The 18980-nt window shown below is 62.2% G+C and carries 16 protein-coding genes; 8 read left to right on the top strand and 8 right to left on the bottom strand.

The window, feature by feature from the left end; genetic code table 11:
* Positions 1 to 174 precede the first annotated feature (174 nt).
* Entirely contained in the window at positions 175 to 321 is a 147-nt protein-coding gene (locus MU551_RS12145) for a hypothetical protein (RefSeq protein ID WP_247044549.1), read from the top strand.
* Here the strand turns inward: MU551_RS12145 and MU551_RS12140 are convergent.
* On the bottom strand, positions 318 to 1220 hold the full coding sequence (locus MU551_RS12140) for an ATP-dependent DNA ligase (RefSeq protein WP_247044547.1): 903 nt from the start codon (positions 1218 to 1220) through the stop codon (positions 318 to 320). The genes MU551_RS12145 and MU551_RS12140 overlap by 4 nt on opposite strands.
* A 44-nt stretch (positions 1221 to 1264) precedes the next feature.
* Here MU551_RS12140 and MU551_RS12135 point away from each other — a divergent pair, with 44 nt between their 5' ends.
* Both MU551_RS12135 and MU551_RS23505 read left to right on the top strand, forming a co-directional pair.
* Complete coding sequence (locus MU551_RS12135; RefSeq protein WP_247044545.1) at positions 1265 to 2428, top strand: tyrosine-type recombinase/integrase; 1164 nt, start codon at positions 1265 to 1267, stop codon at positions 2426 to 2428.
* Positions 2425 to 4914 (top strand): site-specific integrase, encoded by a 2490-nt coding sequence (locus MU551_RS23505; RefSeq protein ID WP_247044536.1) that lies wholly within the window; start codon positions 2425 to 2427, stop codon positions 4912 to 4914. Before MU551_RS12135 ends, MU551_RS23505 begins: the two co-directional genes overlap by 4 nt.
* Positions 4915 to 5405: 491 nt before the next feature.
* Here the strand turns inward: MU551_RS23505 and MU551_RS12125 are convergent, their stop codons facing one another.
* From MU551_RS12125 to MU551_RS12100, 6 genes are all read right to left on the bottom strand, one after another.
* Positions 5406 to 6356, bottom strand: coding sequence for a glycoside hydrolase family 43 protein (locus MU551_RS12125; protein ID WP_247044534.1), 951 nt, complete (start codon positions 6354 to 6356; stop codon positions 5406 to 5408).
* Between the two features lie 2 nt (positions 6357 to 6358).
* On the bottom strand, positions 6359 to 7270 hold the full coding sequence (locus tag MU551_RS12120) for a carbohydrate ABC transporter permease (RefSeq protein ID WP_247044533.1): 912 nt from the start codon (positions 7268 to 7270) through the stop codon (positions 6359 to 6361).
* Position 7271: 1 nt separating this feature from the next.
* Positions 7272 to 8147: a carbohydrate ABC transporter permease gene (locus tag MU551_RS12115; RefSeq protein WP_247044531.1), complete on the bottom strand. Its 876-nt coding sequence runs from the start codon at positions 8145 to 8147 to the stop codon at positions 7272 to 7274.
* 70 nt (positions 8148 to 8217) lie between these two features.
* Positions 8218 to 9525 carry an ABC transporter substrate-binding protein gene (locus MU551_RS12110; RefSeq protein WP_247044523.1) on the bottom strand — a complete coding sequence of 436 codons (1308 nt, stop codon included), beginning with the start codon at positions 9523 to 9525 and terminating at the stop codon, positions 8218 to 8220.
* A gap of 79 nt (positions 9526 to 9604) precedes the next feature.
* Positions 9605 to 10618, bottom strand: coding sequence for a LacI family DNA-binding transcriptional regulator (locus tag MU551_RS12105; RefSeq protein WP_247044521.1), 1014 nt, complete (start codon positions 10616 to 10618; stop codon positions 9605 to 9607).
* A gap of 160 nt (positions 10619 to 10778) precedes the next feature.
* On the bottom strand, positions 10779 to 13232 hold the full coding sequence (locus MU551_RS12100; protein WP_247044519.1) for a carbohydrate binding domain-containing protein: 2454 nt from the start codon (positions 13230 to 13232) through the stop codon (positions 10779 to 10781).
* Positions 13233 to 13388: 156 nt separating this feature from the next.
* Between MU551_RS12100 and MU551_RS12095 the strand changes: the two genes are divergently transcribed.
* Positions 13389 to 14927 carry an alpha-L-fucosidase gene (locus MU551_RS12095; protein ID WP_247044511.1) on the top strand — a complete coding sequence of 513 codons (1539 nt, stop codon included), beginning with the start codon at positions 13389 to 13391 and terminating at the stop codon, positions 14925 to 14927.
* A gap of 86 nt (positions 14928 to 15013) precedes the next feature.
* Here the strand turns inward: MU551_RS12095 and MU551_RS12090 are convergent, their stop codons facing one another.
* Positions 15014 to 15163 (bottom strand): hypothetical protein, encoded by a 150-nt coding sequence (locus tag MU551_RS12090; RefSeq protein WP_247044509.1) that lies wholly within the window; start codon positions 15161 to 15163, stop codon positions 15014 to 15016.
* Positions 15164 to 16103: 940 nt separating this feature from the next.
* Here MU551_RS12090 and MU551_RS12085 point away from each other — a divergent pair.
* From MU551_RS12085 to MU551_RS12070, 4 genes are all read left to right on the top strand, one after another.
* Positions 16104 to 17129 (top strand): zinc-dependent alcohol dehydrogenase, encoded by a 1026-nt coding sequence (locus tag MU551_RS12085; protein ID WP_247044507.1) that lies wholly within the window; start codon positions 16104 to 16106, stop codon positions 17127 to 17129.
* Positions 17126 to 17887 carry an SDR family oxidoreductase gene (locus MU551_RS12080; RefSeq protein WP_247044505.1) on the top strand — a complete coding sequence of 254 codons (762 nt, stop codon included), beginning with the start codon at positions 17126 to 17128 and terminating at the stop codon, positions 17885 to 17887. The genes MU551_RS12085 and MU551_RS12080 overlap by 4 nt, the downstream gene beginning before the upstream one ends.
* Positions 17884 to 18492 carry a bifunctional 4-hydroxy-2-oxoglutarate aldolase/2-dehydro-3-deoxy-phosphogluconate aldolase gene (locus tag MU551_RS12075; protein WP_247044503.1) on the top strand — a complete coding sequence of 203 codons (609 nt, stop codon included), beginning with the start codon at positions 17884 to 17886 and terminating at the stop codon, positions 18490 to 18492. The genes MU551_RS12080 and MU551_RS12075 overlap by 4 nt, the downstream gene beginning before the upstream one ends.
* Positions 18489 to 18980: PfkB family carbohydrate kinase (locus MU551_RS12070; RefSeq protein ID WP_247044501.1), on the top strand; the 492-nt coding region annotated here is incomplete at its 3' end. The genes MU551_RS12075 and MU551_RS12070, both read left to right, overlap by 4 nt.

Genomic DNA, 18980 nt, shown 5'->3' with positions numbered 1-18980 from the left:
GACCAGCTTGTTAAATTGCGGGTGGGGAGTTTCGGTCTGCAGCCGGGGTTCCTCAGACTGCGGCGGGTTTCTCTCTAAAATGACCCTGTCGGCCCCGTGGCCTGGCTTTCAAACGGCGTGCAGGCCCGCTGCGGTCTCCTGACCGGAGCTCATTGAGCCCGCTGAGCTCGTGCGGTGATACTCACCGGCACCATTACTAACCCGGACGGCAGCTACCACCACCTTGAGGCCGAAGGCGACACCTACGAAGAAGCACGGGAAAACCTGTACGCACTTCTTGAAGAGGGCCAAAACCTCATCGTGATCCGCACGGATCGCTAACCCTCGTGAAGCCTGGCCGGCAGGATGACGTCATCAGGGGATAGCTCCGGCCGCGGTCGAACGTACCTAACGGCGTGGCGGAAGGCGTTCCCTGTCCAAGCGACATCTGCGGAAATCTCCACCATCAGGGGCTCTACCAAAGTCAGGGCCACCGGGCCTTTGTCTTTGCTGAATCTGTTGAGAATGGTTTCGGTGATGACTTCCGGCCATGGGTGCGGACTCTGCGGCCGGTGCAGATAGGCGGCCAGTTCAAGTCCAGCCTTGGCCGTGAGTGGGGTGGAGCGTCCAACGATCCGTAGCTGGCCCTCAACGGGCAGGCCGGCCACGATGTACTGGGGCCGGTCCATGGGGCCGATGACGGCACCGCACACTACGTCCACGGATTCGCGGCGCTTCACCTTAAACCATTGCCTAACGCCTGCCTGGTAGCTCTGTCCCGCACCCTTGACCACGAGCCCTTCCAAGCCGGCGTGATGCAGTTCCTCGAACCACCTGAGCGCCTGGGCACGGTCCCGGGTGATGGGGGAGAGGTTCAGTGGCGGCTCCCAATCAGCGGACAGCTGCTCCAGCAGCTCGCGTCGCTGCTCCAGCGGTGCTTCCCTGATGTCGTGCCCGGCCACAGCCAGCAGATCGAATGCAACGAATGACGCAGGGCGTTCCTGGATCAGGGCAGGCAGGCCAGCCTTTGACGCCACCAGGCGCCGCTGCAGGGCGTCAAAATCGAGCCTGTCACCGGCCCAAACGACGGCCTCTCCATCCAGGACACAGCCGGGCGGAATCTGCCTCGCCAAAGCCTCCAGAAGATCCGGGAAGTACCTCGATAAATCTTTTCCCTGCCGGGAGTACAAGGACACCCCGTCAGGTCCGATCAAGGCACAGGCCCGGCGTGTTAACTGCACCTTGTGCTGGTTTTGGGTAATCTCCGTGGTGGAGGGCTGGGTAGATGACGGGGCAATTGGGCAGGGTCGTGAAATCGTCGGTGGGGCTTCCGTACCGCTTGGTCTTCCCGGACACGGAACATCCAGTGGTTTCGTCGTTTCTGCGTGATCTTTCAGCTTCTGACTGTTCGCCGGCAACCTTGCGGAGTTATGCCTATGACATGCTGCGCTGGTTCCGGTTTCTTCATGGCAGGTTCGTCCCTTGGGAGCGGGCCGAGCGGTTGGACGTGAGAGCGCTCGTGGAGCATATGCGGGCGTCGCCGACGGCCAACGCATTGCGCAGGGGGACGGACAATGCCCCCACCACCAACGCCGTTACCGGTAAGCGAGGCCCAGGGATGACTTTCTCGGCCAATTCCATCAATCACCAGCTCACTGTGTTGTCCAGCTTCTATGACTTCGCTCTTGAGATGGATCTGGGGCCACTGGTGAACCCGGTGCCCCGGCAGCGCGGTGCCGCGTCAAGGGCATATGCCCACCACAACCCGATGGAGCAGTTCAGGCCGCCCAGGAGGGGGTCCTATCGGCAGCGTGTTCCGAAGCCGGCTTGGCGAGGGATTCCGGAGGACGCCGTGGCCTCTATCTTCAACGGACTGAAACATCACCGGGACCGGGCGCTGTTGTCGTTCTGGCTGAGCAGCGGTGTTCGCGCCGAAGAGTTGTTGGGTTTGCGGCATGGGGATTACGACTTCGGGGAGCACACACTTGTCGTGACGAGCAAAGGTACTCGAAACCGCGATGTTGTCCCTGCCAGTTCTGACGCCTTCGTGTGGCTGGCGCTGTATATGCGCGAGGGTCAACCGGCCTCACCGGGTGATCCGGTCTGGTGGACCGTCCACCCTAGAAACCGGCGGACTTTGGGGTATGGGGCTGCGCGGCGGATGTTCGCCAGGGTACAAAAGGATCTGGGCTCGAACTGGACGTTGCACGATCTGAGGCACACGGCCGCAGAACGGATGATTGCCGACCCCGCCTTCACATTGGTCGATGTGCAGACGGTGCTGCGGCACGTCAACGTCACCACGACGACTATCTACACGCAGCCACGGATGGAGGATGTGTTGCAGAAGGTTCTCGAGCACTACGCCCGGCCTCAGCGCCCGGTCCCTGGCATAGAACCAGAATACGACAGCGCGGCGTTGCGCGAACTGCTGGGATTGGGCGAGTGACCACCAACGAAACCATCGCCGATTCCAGATCGACGGTCCGGGCCGCTGCGGCAAAAACCTTGGCGCGCGCCAAGGAGCTGAGGCTGGCGGCTGACAGCACCGTCACTTCGGTGAACAGTGCCTGGCCCAGGCAGGGGTTCGATGGGGGAAACCCCGCATCCCAGGACCAGGCCGACGAGTTCCGCAGGCTCCAGACGCTAGGGGTAGAAGAAGCCCTTGCATGGGTCGAGAGCTACAACGGGCATTACGCCATGGTCGAGCCGCACCGACGGTGGCGGATGCGCGCCACGACCGAAGTTTTGCAGTGGCTTGTTCGTTTCCCCGGTGGAACCTGGGATGAAAGATGGTTCAGTTCCGGACTGGACCAAGCACCAAGGAATGGCCTCGACGAGGTCAGTAGGCGCCTGGCACGACCTGCAAGCCAGATCAGTCTGGGAGTGACGAGCCTCGTCCGGGGACGGCTCGTGCGGCCCTCCTATGAATGGATGTTCACGTCAAAGCAATGGAACCGCAGCGCCGGCGCGGACACGTTCCTTGACGTTGCCGAGCCCGAAGAGGCGGCGCGGATGAGGGATCTACCTCAGTACCGGGCTGCGCACGAGCTCCTCCGAAGGAACGCCGAAAACGCCATCGCCAGGGTGCTTGTGCGGACCGGAAAAAGGTTGGGCCAGCTCAAGGGCGAAGACATCCTCGCCTACTCACACACCGCGCGCATCAACCGACGTCATGCCAAGGAACATCTGGCGTGGGAATTACTCGTTGCCCTGGGCCCGTTGGCCGGGGAACCACCTACTCTGCGGGCTGCCTGGCACGCCAACGTCGTCAACCGCCGCCACACCGTCGAAACGCTTGTCCGCCGTTACGGAATCCCGGACTCCGGCGTCCGCACACTGCTGATCGACTACCTCGAAGAACTCAAGCCCAACATGGACTACAGCTCACTCGAAGGTTTGGCCTACCGGCTGGTACGGCTGTTCTGGGCAGAAGTCCTCGACATCAACCCCGGGCAGCAAAACCTGCGCCTTACGCCACAGGTCGCCCTGCAGTGGCGGGAACGGGTGCAGGTCACCCTGGACGGACTGCCCCGCCGGGAGACTGCCTCAACCTACTTCGCCGTCCGGGCGCTCTACCGTGACATCGCCGAGTGGTCACACGAGCAACCAGAGCGCTGGGCCATCTGGGTTGCGCCCATCCCGCTTCCACGCGCTGAATCCAAGTTGCAGTCCAAGCAGCGCCGGCAGGTCCGGGCACGCATGCAGCAACGTACGCGTTCCCTGACTCCCCTGCTGCCGGCCTTTATGCGCGCCGCGGAAGCCTTTCGCGATCACGGTGCCCGACTGCTCGATTGCACACTCTCCGCCGCCCACGGGGAAACTTACACCGTCGAAGGTGTGACTTACCGACGTCATGACCCAGTGGTCCGGTCCGCGGCCAACACCAGGGCCAGGATCTGGGCAGAAGTGATTGCCGCCGAGCAAGGCGCCCGACCACCGGCTCCGGTGGGAAAGCGAGCGGACATCACAGCGGTCGAAGCCGACTCCTTCTGGGGCTGGGCCGTGGCCGCAACACTCAAAGAAACAGGCGTCCGGATCGAGGAACTGCTGGAACTCACTCAGCTGTCCCTCCGCCACTACGTCGCACCCACGACCAACACCATCGTGCCGCTACTCCATATCGTTCCCTCCAAGAACGACCAGGAACGGCTGATCCCCATGTCCCCGGAGCTCGTCAAAATCCTGGTTGAGGTGCAGCGCCGCGCCCGGGGAACCAGCCAGGCGATTCCCTTGTCCACCCGGTACGACCCTAACGACAAGACCTTCAGCAACTCTCTACCCCACCTATTTGCCAGACTCGTGGGGCCGACCCAAAACGTCCTTTCTTATCATTACGTCCGGAAGTTGCTGATCGGCATCGCGTCCCACGCACGCCTTACCGACGGCGGTATCCCCGTGACATTCACACCCCACGATTTCCGGAGGCTGTTCGCCACAGATCTAGTCGGCGCCGGGCTGCCCCTGCATATCGTTTCGAGCCTGCTGGGCCACCTGAACCTGGAAACCACCCGGGGTTACACGGCTGTGTTCCCGGAACATGTCATCCAGGCCCACCACGCCTTCATTGAACGGCGCCGGCAAACCCGGCCCGGCCATGAAGCCCGGGCCGCCTCAGACACTGAATGGGCTGAATTCGAACAACACTTCCTCCTGCGCAGAGTCGCCCTTGGCACCTGCCACCGACCCTACGCAACCCCCTGCGTACACGAACACGCCTGCATCAAATGCCGGTTCCTGCAGGTCGACCCGGCAGAGACAGGGCGGATAGAGGATATGACCGTGAACGCGGAAGCGCGCCTTGACGAAGCCCGGCAGCACCAGTGGCTAGGAGAGGTCAAGGCCCTGGAGGAAAGCCTCGTGCACCTTCGGCGCCGACGCAATGAAGTGGAAGCTTCACCGTCACCGGCCGGTGTTTCTGACGTGCGGCCTTGACGGACCTGCTGGCCAGGCCAGCGTGGCTGGTCGGGAGTACGATTGCTCGCTGGCTGCAGCGCAAGTACAACGGCGGGAAGAAATGGCAGGGCGAACTGCGCCGGGGCCGGCGAACCCGCGAAGAACTCCAACACCGGAACGAGGACAAGCAAGCATGCCCAATGGAGCGAGGACATCGAAAAGATGCCACCAACGGAACCGGAAAAGCCCAGGTTCCCGAAGCTGCTTACCCTCGCCCAGGTTCAAGAGATTCTGAATATAGGGATGCCAGCAGTCCGCGCGTTGTTGTCCTCAGGCAGCTCCGCGGTCGCCGGATCTGGCGCGTCAGCGAAGACGACCCAGCAGCCTTTCTGGAGCGCCTCTACCGGGAGACCCAGGAACGCATCGCCGCCGGGCAAGGCATCCTGATCTTTCTTTGCAAGGCCAGGCGGCGTCAAAAACGGACACTAAGGAAAGGTCGCTCGGCTACGCCAGCGAGGCGATTGTTTTGTTCAGTTGGCGTTAACAGCTGGGACCCGGTAGATCCCGTTGGTTTCAGCCACGCGTCGGATGGTAAGCCTTTCAAAGGTAAGTTCATTGGGCTGGTGAAACACCAGAAAGCGACTATTTCGTGTTCTGAGCAGCATTGCGTGTCCGCCATCAGATCCAACGAGGGGTTGCGGTTCGTGCGCCCATGGTCCGGTTATGAGACCGGTGGAGCTGCGGGCCATGCCGACTGAATAGCCTCCTTCGCCACCGCTGGTCCAGAGGAGTGCAAGCCCCGAGTCATCGTGAATCACGAAGGGACCATCAGTGATGAAGGCGAGGTCGTCGTAACCCGTTTCGTCATTGCGAAAGGGTCGTGTCCAGGGCGCCTCGGAGGCAGTGAATAGGAGAATCGGAGCCCCCCTCGAGGTTCGCAAGTCGTCACTGAGACGCTGCGCATAAATCGCGCCGTCCCCTGCCTGAAGCCATTCATGGCAGAAGACCAGCCACGGCGCACCGGACGGGTCCTGGAACAGGGTGCCATCAAGACACATCCACCCACTCGGAGTGACAGGTCCGTCGCTCCAGGGTTGGAACAGCCCATCCGGGGCTGCTGCCGCCAGCACCTGGGTGCCGCGGCGGCCCGCGCCGTCGGCGAACGTCGCAAACATCCACCATGCGCCGTTGTAGAAATGCACCTCGGGCGCCCAAAATTGGGTCTCGCCCCAGAATCCAGGACCCGGGCGAAAGGCAGGGAAGGGTCCCCTCCACTGCTCGAGGTCATCGCTCTCGTAACGGTCGAACCCGGAACCCGGTCCGTGCCAGGGGCTCGGATCCGTCGTCCCGAAGAGCAGGTAGCGGTCCTCGTACTCCACGATGTACGGGTCCCGGATGCGCAACTCGGACCGTTCGATCATGTCGTGGCGTGGGTTCGTGGAGTGGAGAGCGGTTGCCTGTTGTGAGTTGTTGTTCGCCATTGTTAGGACTTCACGGCACCCATCGTGAGTCCGCTCACGATTTGCCGCTGCAAGAAGGCAAACACGATGAGTAGGGGTGCGACGCCGAGCAACGCGGCGGGGAAGAGCAAACTCGGATCCAGGGTGTAACTGCCAACAAGGGAGTAGGCATTCACCATCACGGTTTTCAACGACGGGTCCTGCACGAAGACCAGCGGAATGAGCAGGTCATTCCAGACACTGAGAGTCAGGAACGTGGCAAGGGTCGCGGTGACGGGCCGGAGGAGAGGGAACAGCACAACGAAGAACGTGCGCACCGGTCCGGATCCGTCGATCGCGGCCGCCTCCTCAAGCTCGATCGGAATCTGTCGGAAGAACGAGGTGTAGAAGAAGATCGCGACCGGAAGGTTGATGGCAGTGTAGGCGAGAATGATTCCCGCGTAGCTGTTCAGAAGGCCAACGTCTCGAAGCAATAGGTACAGCGGGGCAAGTAACACAAAGATCGGGACCGTCGAGCCCGCAATGAAGATGCGGTACACCCCCGTCGTCCATGATCGGGTGATACGTGCCAGCGGGTACGCGGCAAGCGATCCGACAACTATGGTCAAAATCAACGAGCCCCCCAGGACAATGGTCGAACTGAACAACCCTTGGGTGTAGTTCATCTTCGAATAGGCGTTCGTGATGTTATCGATCGTCAGGCTCGTCGGCCAGCCAAGCGGATCGTTGATCACGTCGGACGGAGGGCGCAACGACGTCAGGACCATGTAGGCGAACGGGGCGAAGATCAGGACGACGGCGATGGCCAGGATCACATCGCCGGCCAGCGATACGGGTCCGCGCCGCACTCGTCGTACGCCGGCTCGGCGTTCCGCTCGGAAAGCTGTCGGGGTTGTCGGGGCTGTCGGGGCTGGGGTGATCGTAGTGTTCTCCATGCTAGATTCGCTCCTCGCGACGTCGAAGAAGGGCTTGGGTGGCTCCGGCAAAGAGCACGACGACAACCAGAAGAAGGACGGCGATGGTCGTGCCATACGCGAAGCTTCCCTGTCCTCCGAAGATCTTTTGGAAGATCAACATGGTCAGGGTCGTCGTTGAACCGGCCGGCCCACCGTTCGTCATCACCAAGGGGAGTTCGAAAACTTTGAGCGAGCCGAGCAGGGAAAGGGTGACGCTGACGGTCGTGGCCGGGGCGAGAAGCGGCCACTCGACCGAGACAAATTTGCGCCAGCCTGCCGCTCCATCGACGCTCGATGCGTCGAGGAGTTCGGTCGAGAGGTTCATGTACCCGGCTAAAAAGATGGCAGCTGAATAGCCCGAAAACATCCAGATATTAACCAGCGCGATCGCCCAGAGTGCCGTTGAGGGATCGCCGAGCCACACGTGTGTGAGCGTGTTCAAACCGAGTGATCTAAGGAGGGAGTTGACAGCTCCGTCTGGTGCGAGCAGCGAGTTCCAGACGAACGCTGCCATCACGGCCGACATCAGAGTGGGAACGAGAATGAGCGTGCTGCCCAGTTGGCGGACACGGGGGCGCATAAACAGAGCCTTGGCCAGGCCCAGACCGATCGCATTCTGTGCGATGACCACCACGACCGCATAGGCAACCGTGACGCCCAGTGCCCGCATGACGTCACCGTCCTTTGCCATGGCGATGTAGTTCGCCGCTCCGACGAAGTTGCCGGCATTGCCGATCTTGCTGTCCGTGACGCTCAACACGAGCCCTTGCACCAGCGGGTACAAAATGATGGCGAGGTACATCGCCAAGGCCGGAGCCATGAAAGCGACGGCTACGAGCGGTCTGCGGTGGATCATCGAATTTCCTTCAATTGAACTGAAACGGCAGGGGCCGAGCGGGATGCCACTCGGCCCCTGCCGCCGTTGCCTACTTCGTGGGCTTGAGCTTCTCGTCGAGGTTATTGACCGTCTGATCGATGCTCTGCTGACCAAGCCAGAGGGCCTGGATCTGCTCCTGCAGGGTCTTCTCGCCTGCGGCATCAAGCCACGTGTTGGAAGGAAGGATGCGGTACCTTCCCTCGTTCACCGCCTCAACGAATGTCTTTGTCGCGGGGCCGGACGGGTTCTCGCCGTTGGTGAACGGCGACACTGCATTCTCGGCCTCCAGGTAGAGCGAGGCGTTCTTGCTCTCAGACCAGAACTGGACATACTTCTCTGCCGCCGACTTGACCTTCGACTTGGCATTGACGCTGAGCATCGTCCCAACGAACAGGTTCGCGTTCGAATCGGCCTTGCTGGTGGCTGGCCACGGGATGAACGAATCGTCCAGGCCGGCCTTCGTGAACGTTGACTGGTTCCACGCGCCCTGCACATAGAACGCGCTCTTGCCCGCCTGGAAGTCCGAGATTCCGGTGCTCCACTCATCCACGCCGAGCTCGCTCTTGAAGTCAACGAACCCCTTCGACTGCAGATCCATCAGTTGCTGCAGCGAGGACTTCCATGAAGAGAAAGACGCCTTTCCTTGCACGAAGTCCGCGTCGAATGTCGGGTTGTCTTTGTAAACGAGGGAGGCGGCAATGGCGTTGATCGCCGCGTCTCCGGTCCAGCCGCCCTTGTTGGGCAAAGAAATCGGAGTGATGCCGGCGTCTTTCGCCTTCTGAAGGGCCGCCTCAAACTCGGGCCACGTCGCCGGCGTCGAGGTGATTCCTGCCTTCTGCAGCAGGGCGTTGTTGGCGAACAGCGAAATGCCAATAACCTCCATCGGCATCGCATAGGTCTTACCGTCGTTCTCAACGAACGGCTTGATCTCCTTGCGCACACCGCTTACCCAGGGCTGCGAAGACAGTTCCTCGAGGTATCCCGAGGATCCCCAGTCCTGAACCTTGGCCGAATCGGTCATGATGACGTCGGCGGTGTTTCCGGCAAGAAGTTCCGACTGCACACGCTGGGGATATGCAGCTGACGGGATGAATTCGTACTTGAGCGAGATATCAGGATTCGCCTTCTCGAAGGCGGCGTTGATCTCTTTCACATTCGCCGGCTCGGCGTCCCCGCCCTTCCAGCCGTACACCTTCAGGACGGTCTTGTCGTCGGTTCCGCTTGCGCCGGTCGATGCGCAGCCCGTCAGGAGCGTGGACAGGGCGACCACAGCTCCCAAGATCAGGCGTCCGCGACGGCCTCTAGTGCTGCCTGAACGAGCAACATCCCTGCGATCAGGTCGGGTGCTGTGATTCATGGTGTCCTCTCCATTGAGAATTTGTAGCGCTCCAAATGGGCGCATCTACAGAGTGACCTTGCCGGGCGCTTTTGTCAAGTCAGCGCGGAGAAGTGGTTGATTCGCGCGCGACGAGGTGGAACGGAACGCTGAGTTGTTCGGGGATCGAGTCCGGATCGGCGAGTTGCTTGGCGAGCAGCCGGATCGCCTCACGCGCCATCCAGGCTTTGTCGATGAACATCGTGGACAGCGTCGGTGAAGCAAACCGGCCATCCTCGATGTCGTCGATTCCGATCACCGCGACGTCCTCCGGGACCTTCAGCCTGCGCCGCCGAAGCGCCGACATCGCCCCTAGTGCGAGCAGGTCGTTCGCGCAGAAAACCCCGTCAAACTCGACGCCCGCGTCGAGAAGCTCCTCGATTGAGCGGGCTCCGTCTTCGCGGGTCCAATCCCGAACGGCAGTGACGGGCCCGGCTTCACGCAGGCCGGCCTCCTCCAACGCCAGGTGGAAACCGGCCTCACGCTCCGATACCACGAACGGGTCACCGAACGTCTTGTCGCCGATCATCACCAGACGCGACCGGCCCTGATCCAACAGGTGCTTGGTGGCAGCGTGTGAGATCGCCACCGAGTCAATACCGACGCGATCAACGGAGGACAACTTCGATCGCTCGCCCAACAGCACGAGCGGGGCCCGACCGCGCCTCACCTCGATCTCTTTGTCCTCGATCACCGACGGGCTGAAGATGAGACCATCCGCGGAGCCCAGATTCCAGGAGTCCGCAGCTTCACGTTCACGCTCCAGGAGATTGTCGGTCTGCTGAACGATCAGGCGCATCCCGGCCTCGTCGGCTGCAGCAACCGCTGCCCGCGCCAACTCGGCGAAGTAGGGCTGTGCAAAATTGGGGATCGCAAGACTCACAAGACCTGTCCGCCCAGAGACAAGATTCTGACCAATGGCCTGCGGCCGGTAGCCGAGTTTGTCGATGGCCGCGTTGACACGCTCGCGCATCGACTCCCGAACGTTCGGATGGTTGCGGATCACGTTCGAAACGCTGCTCTTGGAGACCTTCGCCTCGGCGGCGACGTCCTCTAATGTTACTTGCCGACCCATTCCCGTCCTTTGATCCTTGTCGCTTGCCTGAAGATTCATCGGCCGGCGGCCTATTTGGAGCGTACCAAAGACAGCAGCGTACCAAGGACAGCGATGCGGTGCGGCGCGATGTGTGGCTGTGTCGGTGAGTTGCCGACACAGCCACAGATCGAGATGATGACTAGCCCACAGCGGTCACCGCGAGGTCATCGCATGCCCCCGCCGCCGATCCCGTGCCTTTGTAGCAGTAGACGGTTGCTTGCGTGCTGGCGGTGCCCGTGGTGAACACCACCGCCGCCGGTGCGTATGTCGCCCCGGCCACCTGATGGAAGGACTCGGCGGCACCGAAGGACTTGACGCCGAGGGCAATCTCCTCGCCTAACGCGGCACGGAGCCACCCCGTGAGGACGTAGGTCGTGCCGGGTTGGAGTCCGGTGATGGTTTGCTGCACACCACTGTTCGCCGGTCCCGTCGCGAGCCCGAACGACCCGCTGTGGGCAGCTGAGGCCGTGACGCTCACGGGGACCGTCGACGACAGGCCCCACGGCGTTCGCGAGCCGGTCTCGAAGTCCCCGTTCGCCACCAGGTTTGCGGGGTTCGTCAGCTTCACGATGCTGAAGTCGTCGCAGAAGCCCGGGCCCGTCCCGGAGTTCTTGTAGCAGTAGATCGTCGCGGTCGTGCTGCTCGGTCCCGTGGTGAACGGAACGGTAGTAAGCGCCCAGGCCGTGTCGGTCGATTTGCTGTAGGTCTCCGTTCCACCGTGGTTCTTGACCCCGATGGCCACCTGCTCGCCGACGACCGCGACCTTGGTCCAGGCCGACAAGAGATACGTGGTCGATGGGGTGAGCCCGCTGACGATGTTCTGGACTCCGCTGTTCGCGTTGCCGGTCTGCAGGGCCGCGGTGCCGTTGAACCGGGTGCTCGTGGTCAGCGACGATCCTGACCCGCTGAGCGTCCACGGGGTGAGAGATCCGGAATCAAAGCTGCCATTTGCAACCAGATTCGTGGTGGCGGTCTCGTAGGCGCCGATACTGGGGACCGCCGCAATCGGTTTGCCGGCGAAATCCCGGCCGCCGTTGGAGGGGATCGCAACACCGGCGCCCATGGCGGGCGACGATTCGCGCGGCTGATAGGCCGCCGCCCCGACCGAGGCCTGGGTCGCCGATTGCAGCGGACCGACCAGCTGAGGAGACAAGTAGATCGTCCCCGTTGTCGGCTCGTTGAAGTTGCGCGGCCCGTACAGCAGGTTGTTGGCGAACACGGAACCTGTCGTCTGCAGGTAGCCCTTGGATCCGAAGTTCAGCACCAGGTTGTTTCGGAACTTGTAGGAACCGGACTGCGTGGTGCCGGATCGCGTTCCAGTCACCGACGTCGGCTGTCCGGAAGAGATGTAGATCGTGTTGTTGTAGATGTCTGGAAGCGGCGCGGCCGAGTCACTCCGGTTGGGAATGGGCCCTGAAAAGTCGATCACGTTGTGAGCTCGGTTGAAGGTGGTGTGGTTCGGGCAGCCGGCCGTGTTCGTGTCGTCTTCGCTCACGTTGTAGCGGACGACCGTTCCATCGCTCCCCAGTGCAGAGCGGGGTTCTTCGGTCCAGCCCGAGATTTTCGGCATCATCATCAGGAAGCCGCCGGAGTTGTTGCGCGAGTAGTTGTACTGGATTGTCGTATTGTGGTTGCCCCAGTCAACGTCGAACGCCTGGCCGTCCTGCTGGTTGATGGAGCACGCGACCGTGTTGTTCTGGATCATCGTGTCATCGCTGCCGGCATTCCAGATCGACGCTGCCGCCCTATTGCAGTAATTCCCGGAGGGCGGGCATTCGGTTATCGCTTTGAACCCGCCGTACGCCGCATCGTTTCCGTCGATGAGCGTGCCGGCACCGTGGACAACCAGGATGTCGTCGCCACCCGAGTACCGGATGTTGTTGTTCAGGATTCGAACATTCGTGGTCTGCCCAACACCCTCGCCATCGCGGTCTGGTGTGACGGCAATTGCGATGCGGTCGACGTGGTCGAAGGTGTTGTTGGCGATGAGGATGTCGTTCCAGGTCGAGACCGGCGTGGTGTGGTCGGTCTGGATGGCGACACCCGCGTTCGACGAGTACCAGCCGCCTGACCATCCGGAGATATTGCGAACGGTCATGTCGGTGATGGAGATGCCCGAGAGCGTCGTCCCCGAAGAGTTCTCGACCAGCACTCCCGACCTGAACGCGGGGGACGCCGCGGCGTTTCGGACCTCGAGGCCCGAGAGCTGCCACTGCTGGACATTCAGGAGTTTGATCACCGCGCCCACAACGCCGGCACCGTCGATGACCGGCTTGGCACCCACTCCATAGCTCGTCATGACGGCGGGGCTTCCTGCCGCTCCCGACCCGGACGGTGTCAGCTGACCAACGCAGGTCGTTCCTGCCTTGAACAGGACGCGTTCTCCAGGCCCGAACTGCAGGGAGTTCACCGGTGCCAGCGAATTCCACGGACTCGCCTGGGTCCCCAGGCCATTCGTGCTGGCCGAGCAATCAACGAAGTGGTCTGTTCCTGCGGCGTTTGCCACCCCGGCGTTGCTTTGTGCCGCCACCGTGAGGAGCACGGCGGTGAGGAGGGAAAGCATGGCTCGGGGACGTTTCGGACTTTTCAGCATGGGATGTCCATTCTCCTTTGAACAGTGACATCCTTGGAGCGTTCCAAGGACTGGGGTACACTGTCCCGCAGAACCCCCAGGCTGTCAACCCACCATGCGGTCGGTCTGGTCCAAGAACGACCTAGATTTCAATGACACTCGCGAGAAGGATCCACAATGACGTTGCCCTTGATAAACCCTGACGACCTCCCCGAGCCGGTCGATATTTCTGATAACACCGCAGCCTTGGCCGGAGTGAAGCAGGTCATCGACGCCGGGCCCTACGACTCGACCTGGGAATCGCTGCAGAGGTACCGGGCACCGCTGTGGTACCACGACGGCAAATTCGGGATCTTCCTCCACTGGGGAGTGTTCTCCGTCCCCGCCTTTGGCGACGAGTGGTATTCCCGCTCGATGTACCTCGAAGGGACCAAGGCATTCGAGCATCATGTCGAGACCTACGGACCGCAGAATGCGTTCGGCTACAAGGACTTCATCCCGAGCTTCACGATGGACAAATTCCAGCCCGACGACTGGGCCGCGCTCTTCAAAGAGGCCGGCGCGCAGTTCGTGGTCCCGGTGGCCGAGCACCACGACGGTTTCGCCCTGTACGACACCGGGCGTTCGCGGTGGAGCGTAACGAAGATGGGCCCGCGCCAGGACATCTTCCGTCAGCTCGGCGACGCAGTCGATCGTGCGTGGATGGTTCTCGGCGCGTCGAGTCATCGCGCAGAGCACTGGTTCTTCATGAACGGAGGGAGCCGGTTCGACTCCGACGTTCGCGATCCCGCCTACGCGGACTTCTACGGTCCGGCCCAACGTGAAGAGATCGCGCCGAATGAGCGCTTCCTCGAGGACTGGCTCCTGCGATGCGTCGAGATCGTCGACAAGTACCGGCCGCAGATCTTCTACTTCGATTGGTGGATCGAGTCGCCGGCCTTCGAGCCGTACCTGAGGCGCTTCGCCGCGTACTACTACAACCGCGCCGCCGAGTGGGGCCGTGAGGTCGTCATCAATTTCAAGTGGAACGCCTTCGCGAAAGGGAGCGCTGTCTACGACATCGAACGCGGAACCATGGGCGGTATCCGCGACGACGTTTGGCAAAACGACACGTCGGTGTCGCGAACAGCGTGGAGCTGGGTGGAGGGACACGAGTACAAGGGCGCGCACGAGCTGATTGCCGAACTGGCTGACACCGTCTCAAAGAACGGCGTGCTCCTCCTGAACGTCGGACCGAAGCCAGATGGCACCATCCCGGAAGAGGAACGTCGGCTCCTCCAAGGCATCGGGGAGTGGCTGACCCGAAACGGCGAAGCGATCTACGGCAGCCGACCGTGGACAATTCCCGGCGAGGGCCCGACCGAGGTCACGGTCGGCTCATTCGTTGACAGCTCCTCGCCCGAGTACACGGCCGCCGACGTTCGCTTCACCACACGAACCGACGTTACCGGCGACTACGTTTACGCAACATTGCTCGCACATCCGCAGGACGGAATAGCCAGAATCCGATCGTTTGGAAGCGGCGCCGGGCTCCTTACCCGCGGAATCCGGGAGGTTCGAGTCCTCGGTTCTGCCGAAGACGTTGCTTGGCAGCGATCCGCTGAGTCGCTTGATGTGACGTTGCCGGCCCAATCGGCGACGGCAGCGGGTCCGGTCGTACGGCTCTACCTCGAAGACGAGGCTCGGCCACCCCGTCAAGACTTCTTACACGGATAAAGAGGATATCCGTGCTGGGCCACCGCAGGACAGCCCCGGCGGCCTGGGGAGCGCGGTCCCTCGATGGGCAACCGAACGAGGAATTTCTATTCGTCACGGTCGGCCGTGACGGGCGTGACCGCGAGCCCGGCGTCCATGATGGTGTCTCGCTTCAGGCTGGCTGTAGTCGCGGCCGGGTCCGAAGTAGATGCCTTGAACTCGACGCTTCCGCCGCGGGCGACGACTCTTGTGCGCACCTCGTCATCTCAGCAGCCCAGCCTGGAGTCGTGTGCGGGAGGCCGGGACAGTGAATAGCGACCTTGGGTGTCCCATTGCCGCCCGAAGAAGTAAGCGCCAGGTGATGTGGGCGAGTGGCGGGCGATGTTCGCGATTGGGGCGTCTCAATTTTTCGGCCTAGCGGCTAAAAAACGCTGCCTTGGTTCTGGGCTCAATAACGATCGTTCGCAATACACTCCAAGTCGTGTTCGGAAGAAGTCCGGATGCATCCGTCGAAATACGACCAAATGTGTTAGTGCAACTCTTGAAAAAGCACATCTGATCTATCCTTCAGCCTCCGACCCTTAGGCGATCTGCGCGTGCTCGGAGCGATGCTCAGTGGGACGTAGCAGGTCGCCGTGCGGCGAACCACCCGATCCAGTCAACAATGGCGTTTGGAAGTCAATTGATCTTATCTTTGGTGTCGATTCCCAAGGAAAACTGTATTTAATCCGTGTAGACATATGATGAATGTTCTGTCTATAGTGTTCTGACCTCGACCAGGAGGGCCATTAGAAAGTAGAAGGTCAGTTTCGTGCGTATTCGAGCGGACGCGTGGTTTCCAGCCTTGCACTCTGCGGAACCCAGCAGGTGCTCGAGCAAGCCGGCAAGGCCGTTCCCCGGACCGGTAAGACCAGGTCTGGACCGTGTCCAACGACGGCATCCCTCAGGAATACAAGGGAACAAGCTGGACGTCACGGTGTCTCAGCCGGCTGATCTCTACCCGAAGTACGGCGCGATCATCCTCGGTGCGCTGGTCGTCAGCCGCCTGGCATCCGGTAAGGACCAGAACGACTAACGGGCCGCTAACGCCCCTTCACTGAGCCGACTCCGGTTGGCGGAATGACACGAATTATCAACCCCTTGGAGGGCGTGCGAATCATCGGCGCGCCTGGGAACGGATTTCAGGAGAATCAACGCATGCAAGCTGTCACCTATACCGGCGAACGGACGTTCGCCCTCACCGATGTCGAGCCTGAACCGGTTCGTCCGGGCACCGTCAGGGTCGAACCGGCATATGTCGGACTCTGCGGAACGGACCTCCATATCTTCCATGGACATATGGATTCGAGGGTGACGAAACCGGCCGTCATCGGCCACGAGATGGTCGGGGCCATCACAGAGATCGGTGCGGACGTCACCGGGTGGCGGATCGGTGACGTTGTGACCGTGATGCCGTTGATCTGGGACAACACGTGTCCGGCCTGCCTGGCGGGCCACACCCATATTTGCCAGAATCTCCAGTTCGTCGGAATCGACACCGCAGGCGCGTTGCAGCAGCAGTGGGTCGTCCCTTCAGAGCTTCTGGTCCGCGCGCCAGAGGGGGTATCACTCGCTCATGCGGCGCTGGTGGAGCCCGTCGCTGTCGCGGTCCATGACGTGCGCCGCTCAGAGCTCAGCAGCGGACAGCGGGCTGTCGTTATCGGTGCTGGACCGATTGGTGTTCTGATCGCGACCGTCGCTCGAAACGTGGGTGCCGATGTGGCAGTCATCGAGCTGGATCCGGGCCGGCGGGCGCTGGCGCGGGAGCTCGGCCTGACCACAGTCGATCCGGGTGAAATCGATCCCGCCGCGTGGGTAGCGGACTGGACGGACGGAGCGGGCGCCGACGTTGTCTTCGAGGTCGCCGGCGCAGCGGCAGCAATCCACACCGCGACCTCCCTGGCAAAAGTGCGCGGTACCGTCGTCGTAGTCGCGATCCACCCCGAACCGCGCCCGGTGGACCTTCAACGGGTGTTCTGGCGCGAGCTGCGGATTCTCGGTGCCCGGGTCTACCAGCGCACCGATTTCGAGGAAGCCGTAAGGCTCATCGCAGCCGGGGTGATACCCGCCGAGCAGCTCATCACGGAGATCGTCCCGTTGAACGCAGTGCAGTCCGCGTTCGAGAAGCTGGAAACAGGGGCCGCACTGAAGGTACTCGTCGATGTCGGAGGCGCACAGTCATGAGCTCTTTCGATCTGAGAGGGAAAACGGCGCTTATCACCGGGGCCAGCCGCGGTATCGGGTTGGCGATGGCGGACTCCCTAGCGGCCGCCGGTGCCGATATTGTGGCGGTCTCGGCGACACTGGATCCACAGGGATCAGCCGTGCAGGAAGCTGTCGAGTCGCACGGTCGGTCGTTTTCCGGGCACCGGGTGGACTTCGCGGACCCTGATGCCGTGGCTTCATTCGGGTCCGGCCTGGCCGGCAGCGGCACGCCGATCGATATTCTCATCAACAACGCGGGCACGATCGAGCGGGCGCCGGCAGCGGAGCACTCGGTGGACTCCTTTTCGCGGGTGATCCAGATAAACCTCACCAGCCAGTTCATCCTCACTCAGCTTATTGGACGCGGGATGCTGGCCCGGGGGAGTGGACGTATCATTTTCACTGCGTCACTGCTCTCCTTCCAGGGAGGGATCAACGTTCCCGGGTACACCGCGTCCAAGTCAGCGGTCGCCGGACTGATCCGGGCTCTGGCCAACGAATGGACTGCGTCGGGGGTGACGGTCAACGGGATCGCACCCGGATATATCGCCACCGACAACACGGCTGCACTGCGGGCGGACCCCGCCAGGACCCAAGCCATCCTGGACCGGATCCCCGCGGCCAGGTGGGGCGAGCCGGAGGATCTCGGTGGCGCAGCTGTTTTCTTGTCCTCTGACGCTGCCCGCTATATCAGCGGCGTGATCCTCCCGGTCGACGGCGGATGGCTCGGACGATGAGCATCGTGATGGGACCATTGCTTCCGATCGCGGTGGTCGATAACGCCGGGCACGCGGAGGCCCTTGGCGCGGCACTTCTGGAAGGGGGCATCACCCAGGTCGAGGTGACTCTGCGCACCGGAGCGGCAATAGAGGTGATCCGCCGCCTTGCGCGGATCCCCGGACTCACTGTGGGTGCGGGAACTGTTCTCTCCGCATCCGATGTCGCCCGCGTCACCGATGCCGGCGCCGAGTTCCTCATCAGTCCCGGTTGGGACGATGGTGTTCATCGGAGCGCCCTGGAGCACGGCCTTCCGTGGTTCCCCGGGGTCGCCACTGCCACGGAACTGATGACTGCCCGCGCCGCCGGGGTCCACACCGTGAAGATCTTCCCCGCCGCACATCTGGGGGGCGTCGGCTTCATCGACGCACTGACCGCGGTCTTTCCCGACACCACGTTCCTGCCCTCCGGAGGGATCCCCCTCGAGGAGGTCGCAGACTACCTCCTCCGCCCTTCAGTCCTTGCAGTGGGCGGGAGCTGGATAGCAAGTCGCTCCCTCATCGCCGCCGGATCCTTCGAGAAAATCGTGAACACTTGCAAAAACGCCCTGAGGACACTGCAATGAGGCGGCGCGTATACACCTTTGGTGAGACGATGGCCTTGTTTCGGACGGTGTCACCCGGAGGTATAGAGACGACCAGCGAGGCCAGGATAGGCATTGGTGGTGCGGACAGTAACGTTGCGATCGGCCTCAGCCGGCTGGGCGTGCCGGTCCTCTGGGCGGGCAGGGTCGGCGACGACTCCCTCGGGCGGCGTATCGAGCGGGAACTGCGGGCCGAGGGAATCCAGACCCATGCGATCCTCGACCCGGCGCCCACCGGGCTGATGGTCAAAGACCACCGCACACCGAACACCACCCAGGTCCTGTTCTATCGACACGCCAGCGCAGGCAGCCGCCTCACCCCGGCGGACATCCGTCGCGATCAGATCGCGGAGGCCGGCGTCGTCCATGTCACAGGGATCACAGCCTCGCTCTCCAGCTCAGCTGAGGACGCCACTTTCACTGCCATCGAGTACGCCCGCGAGGAAGGAGCCCTGGTCAGCTTCGACGTC

The organism is Arthrobacter rhizosphaerae (assembly GCF_023062595.1).
Classification (GTDB): Bacteria; Actinomycetota; Actinomycetes; order Actinomycetales; family Micrococcaceae; genus Arthrobacter; species Arthrobacter rhizosphaerae.
Note: the sequence above shows the minus strand (reverse complement) of the source record. Positions and strands in the feature narration are given on the sequence as shown.

Bases quoted from the DNA above. Each gene is read 5' to 3' on its own strand.
- MU551_RS12085 (WP_247044507.1), top strand. From the start codon at position 16,104: ATGCAAGCTGTCACCTATACCGGCGAACGGACGTTCGCCCTCACCGAT.
- MU551_RS12125 (WP_247044534.1), bottom strand. From the start codon at position 6,356: ATGGCGAACAACAACTCACAACAGGCAACCGCTCTCCACTCCACGAAC.
- MU551_RS12105 (WP_247044521.1), bottom strand. From the start codon at position 10,618: ATGGGTCGGCAAGTAACATTAGAGGACGTCGCCGCCGAGGCGAAGGTC.
- MU551_RS12080 (WP_247044505.1), top strand. From the start codon at position 17,126: ATGAGCTCTTTCGATCTGAGAGGGAAAACGGCGCTTATCACCGGGGCC.
- MU551_RS12115 (WP_247044531.1), bottom strand. From the start codon at position 8,147: ATGATCCACCGCAGACCGCTCGTAGCCGTCGCTTTCATGGCTCCGGCC.
- MU551_RS12095 (WP_247044511.1), top strand. From the start codon at position 13,389: ATGACGTTGCCCTTGATAAACCCTGACGACCTCCCCGAGCCGGTCGAT.
- MU551_RS12135 (WP_247044545.1), top strand. From the start codon at position 1,265: ATGACGGGGCAATTGGGCAGGGTCGTGAAATCGTCGGTGGGGCTTCCG.
- MU551_RS12100 (WP_247044519.1), bottom strand. From the start codon at position 13,232: ATGCTGAAAAGTCCGAAACGTCCCCGAGCCATGCTTTCCCTCCTCACC.
- MU551_RS12110 (WP_247044523.1), bottom strand. From the start codon at position 9,525: ATGAATCACAGCACCCGACCTGATCGCAGGGATGTTGCTCGTTCAGGC.
- MU551_RS12075 (WP_247044503.1), top strand. From the start codon at position 17,884: ATGAGCATCGTGATGGGACCATTGCTTCCGATCGCGGTGGTCGATAAC.
- MU551_RS12120 (WP_247044533.1), bottom strand. From the start codon at position 7,270: ATGGAGAACACTACGATCACCCCAGCCCCGACAGCCCCGACAACCCCG.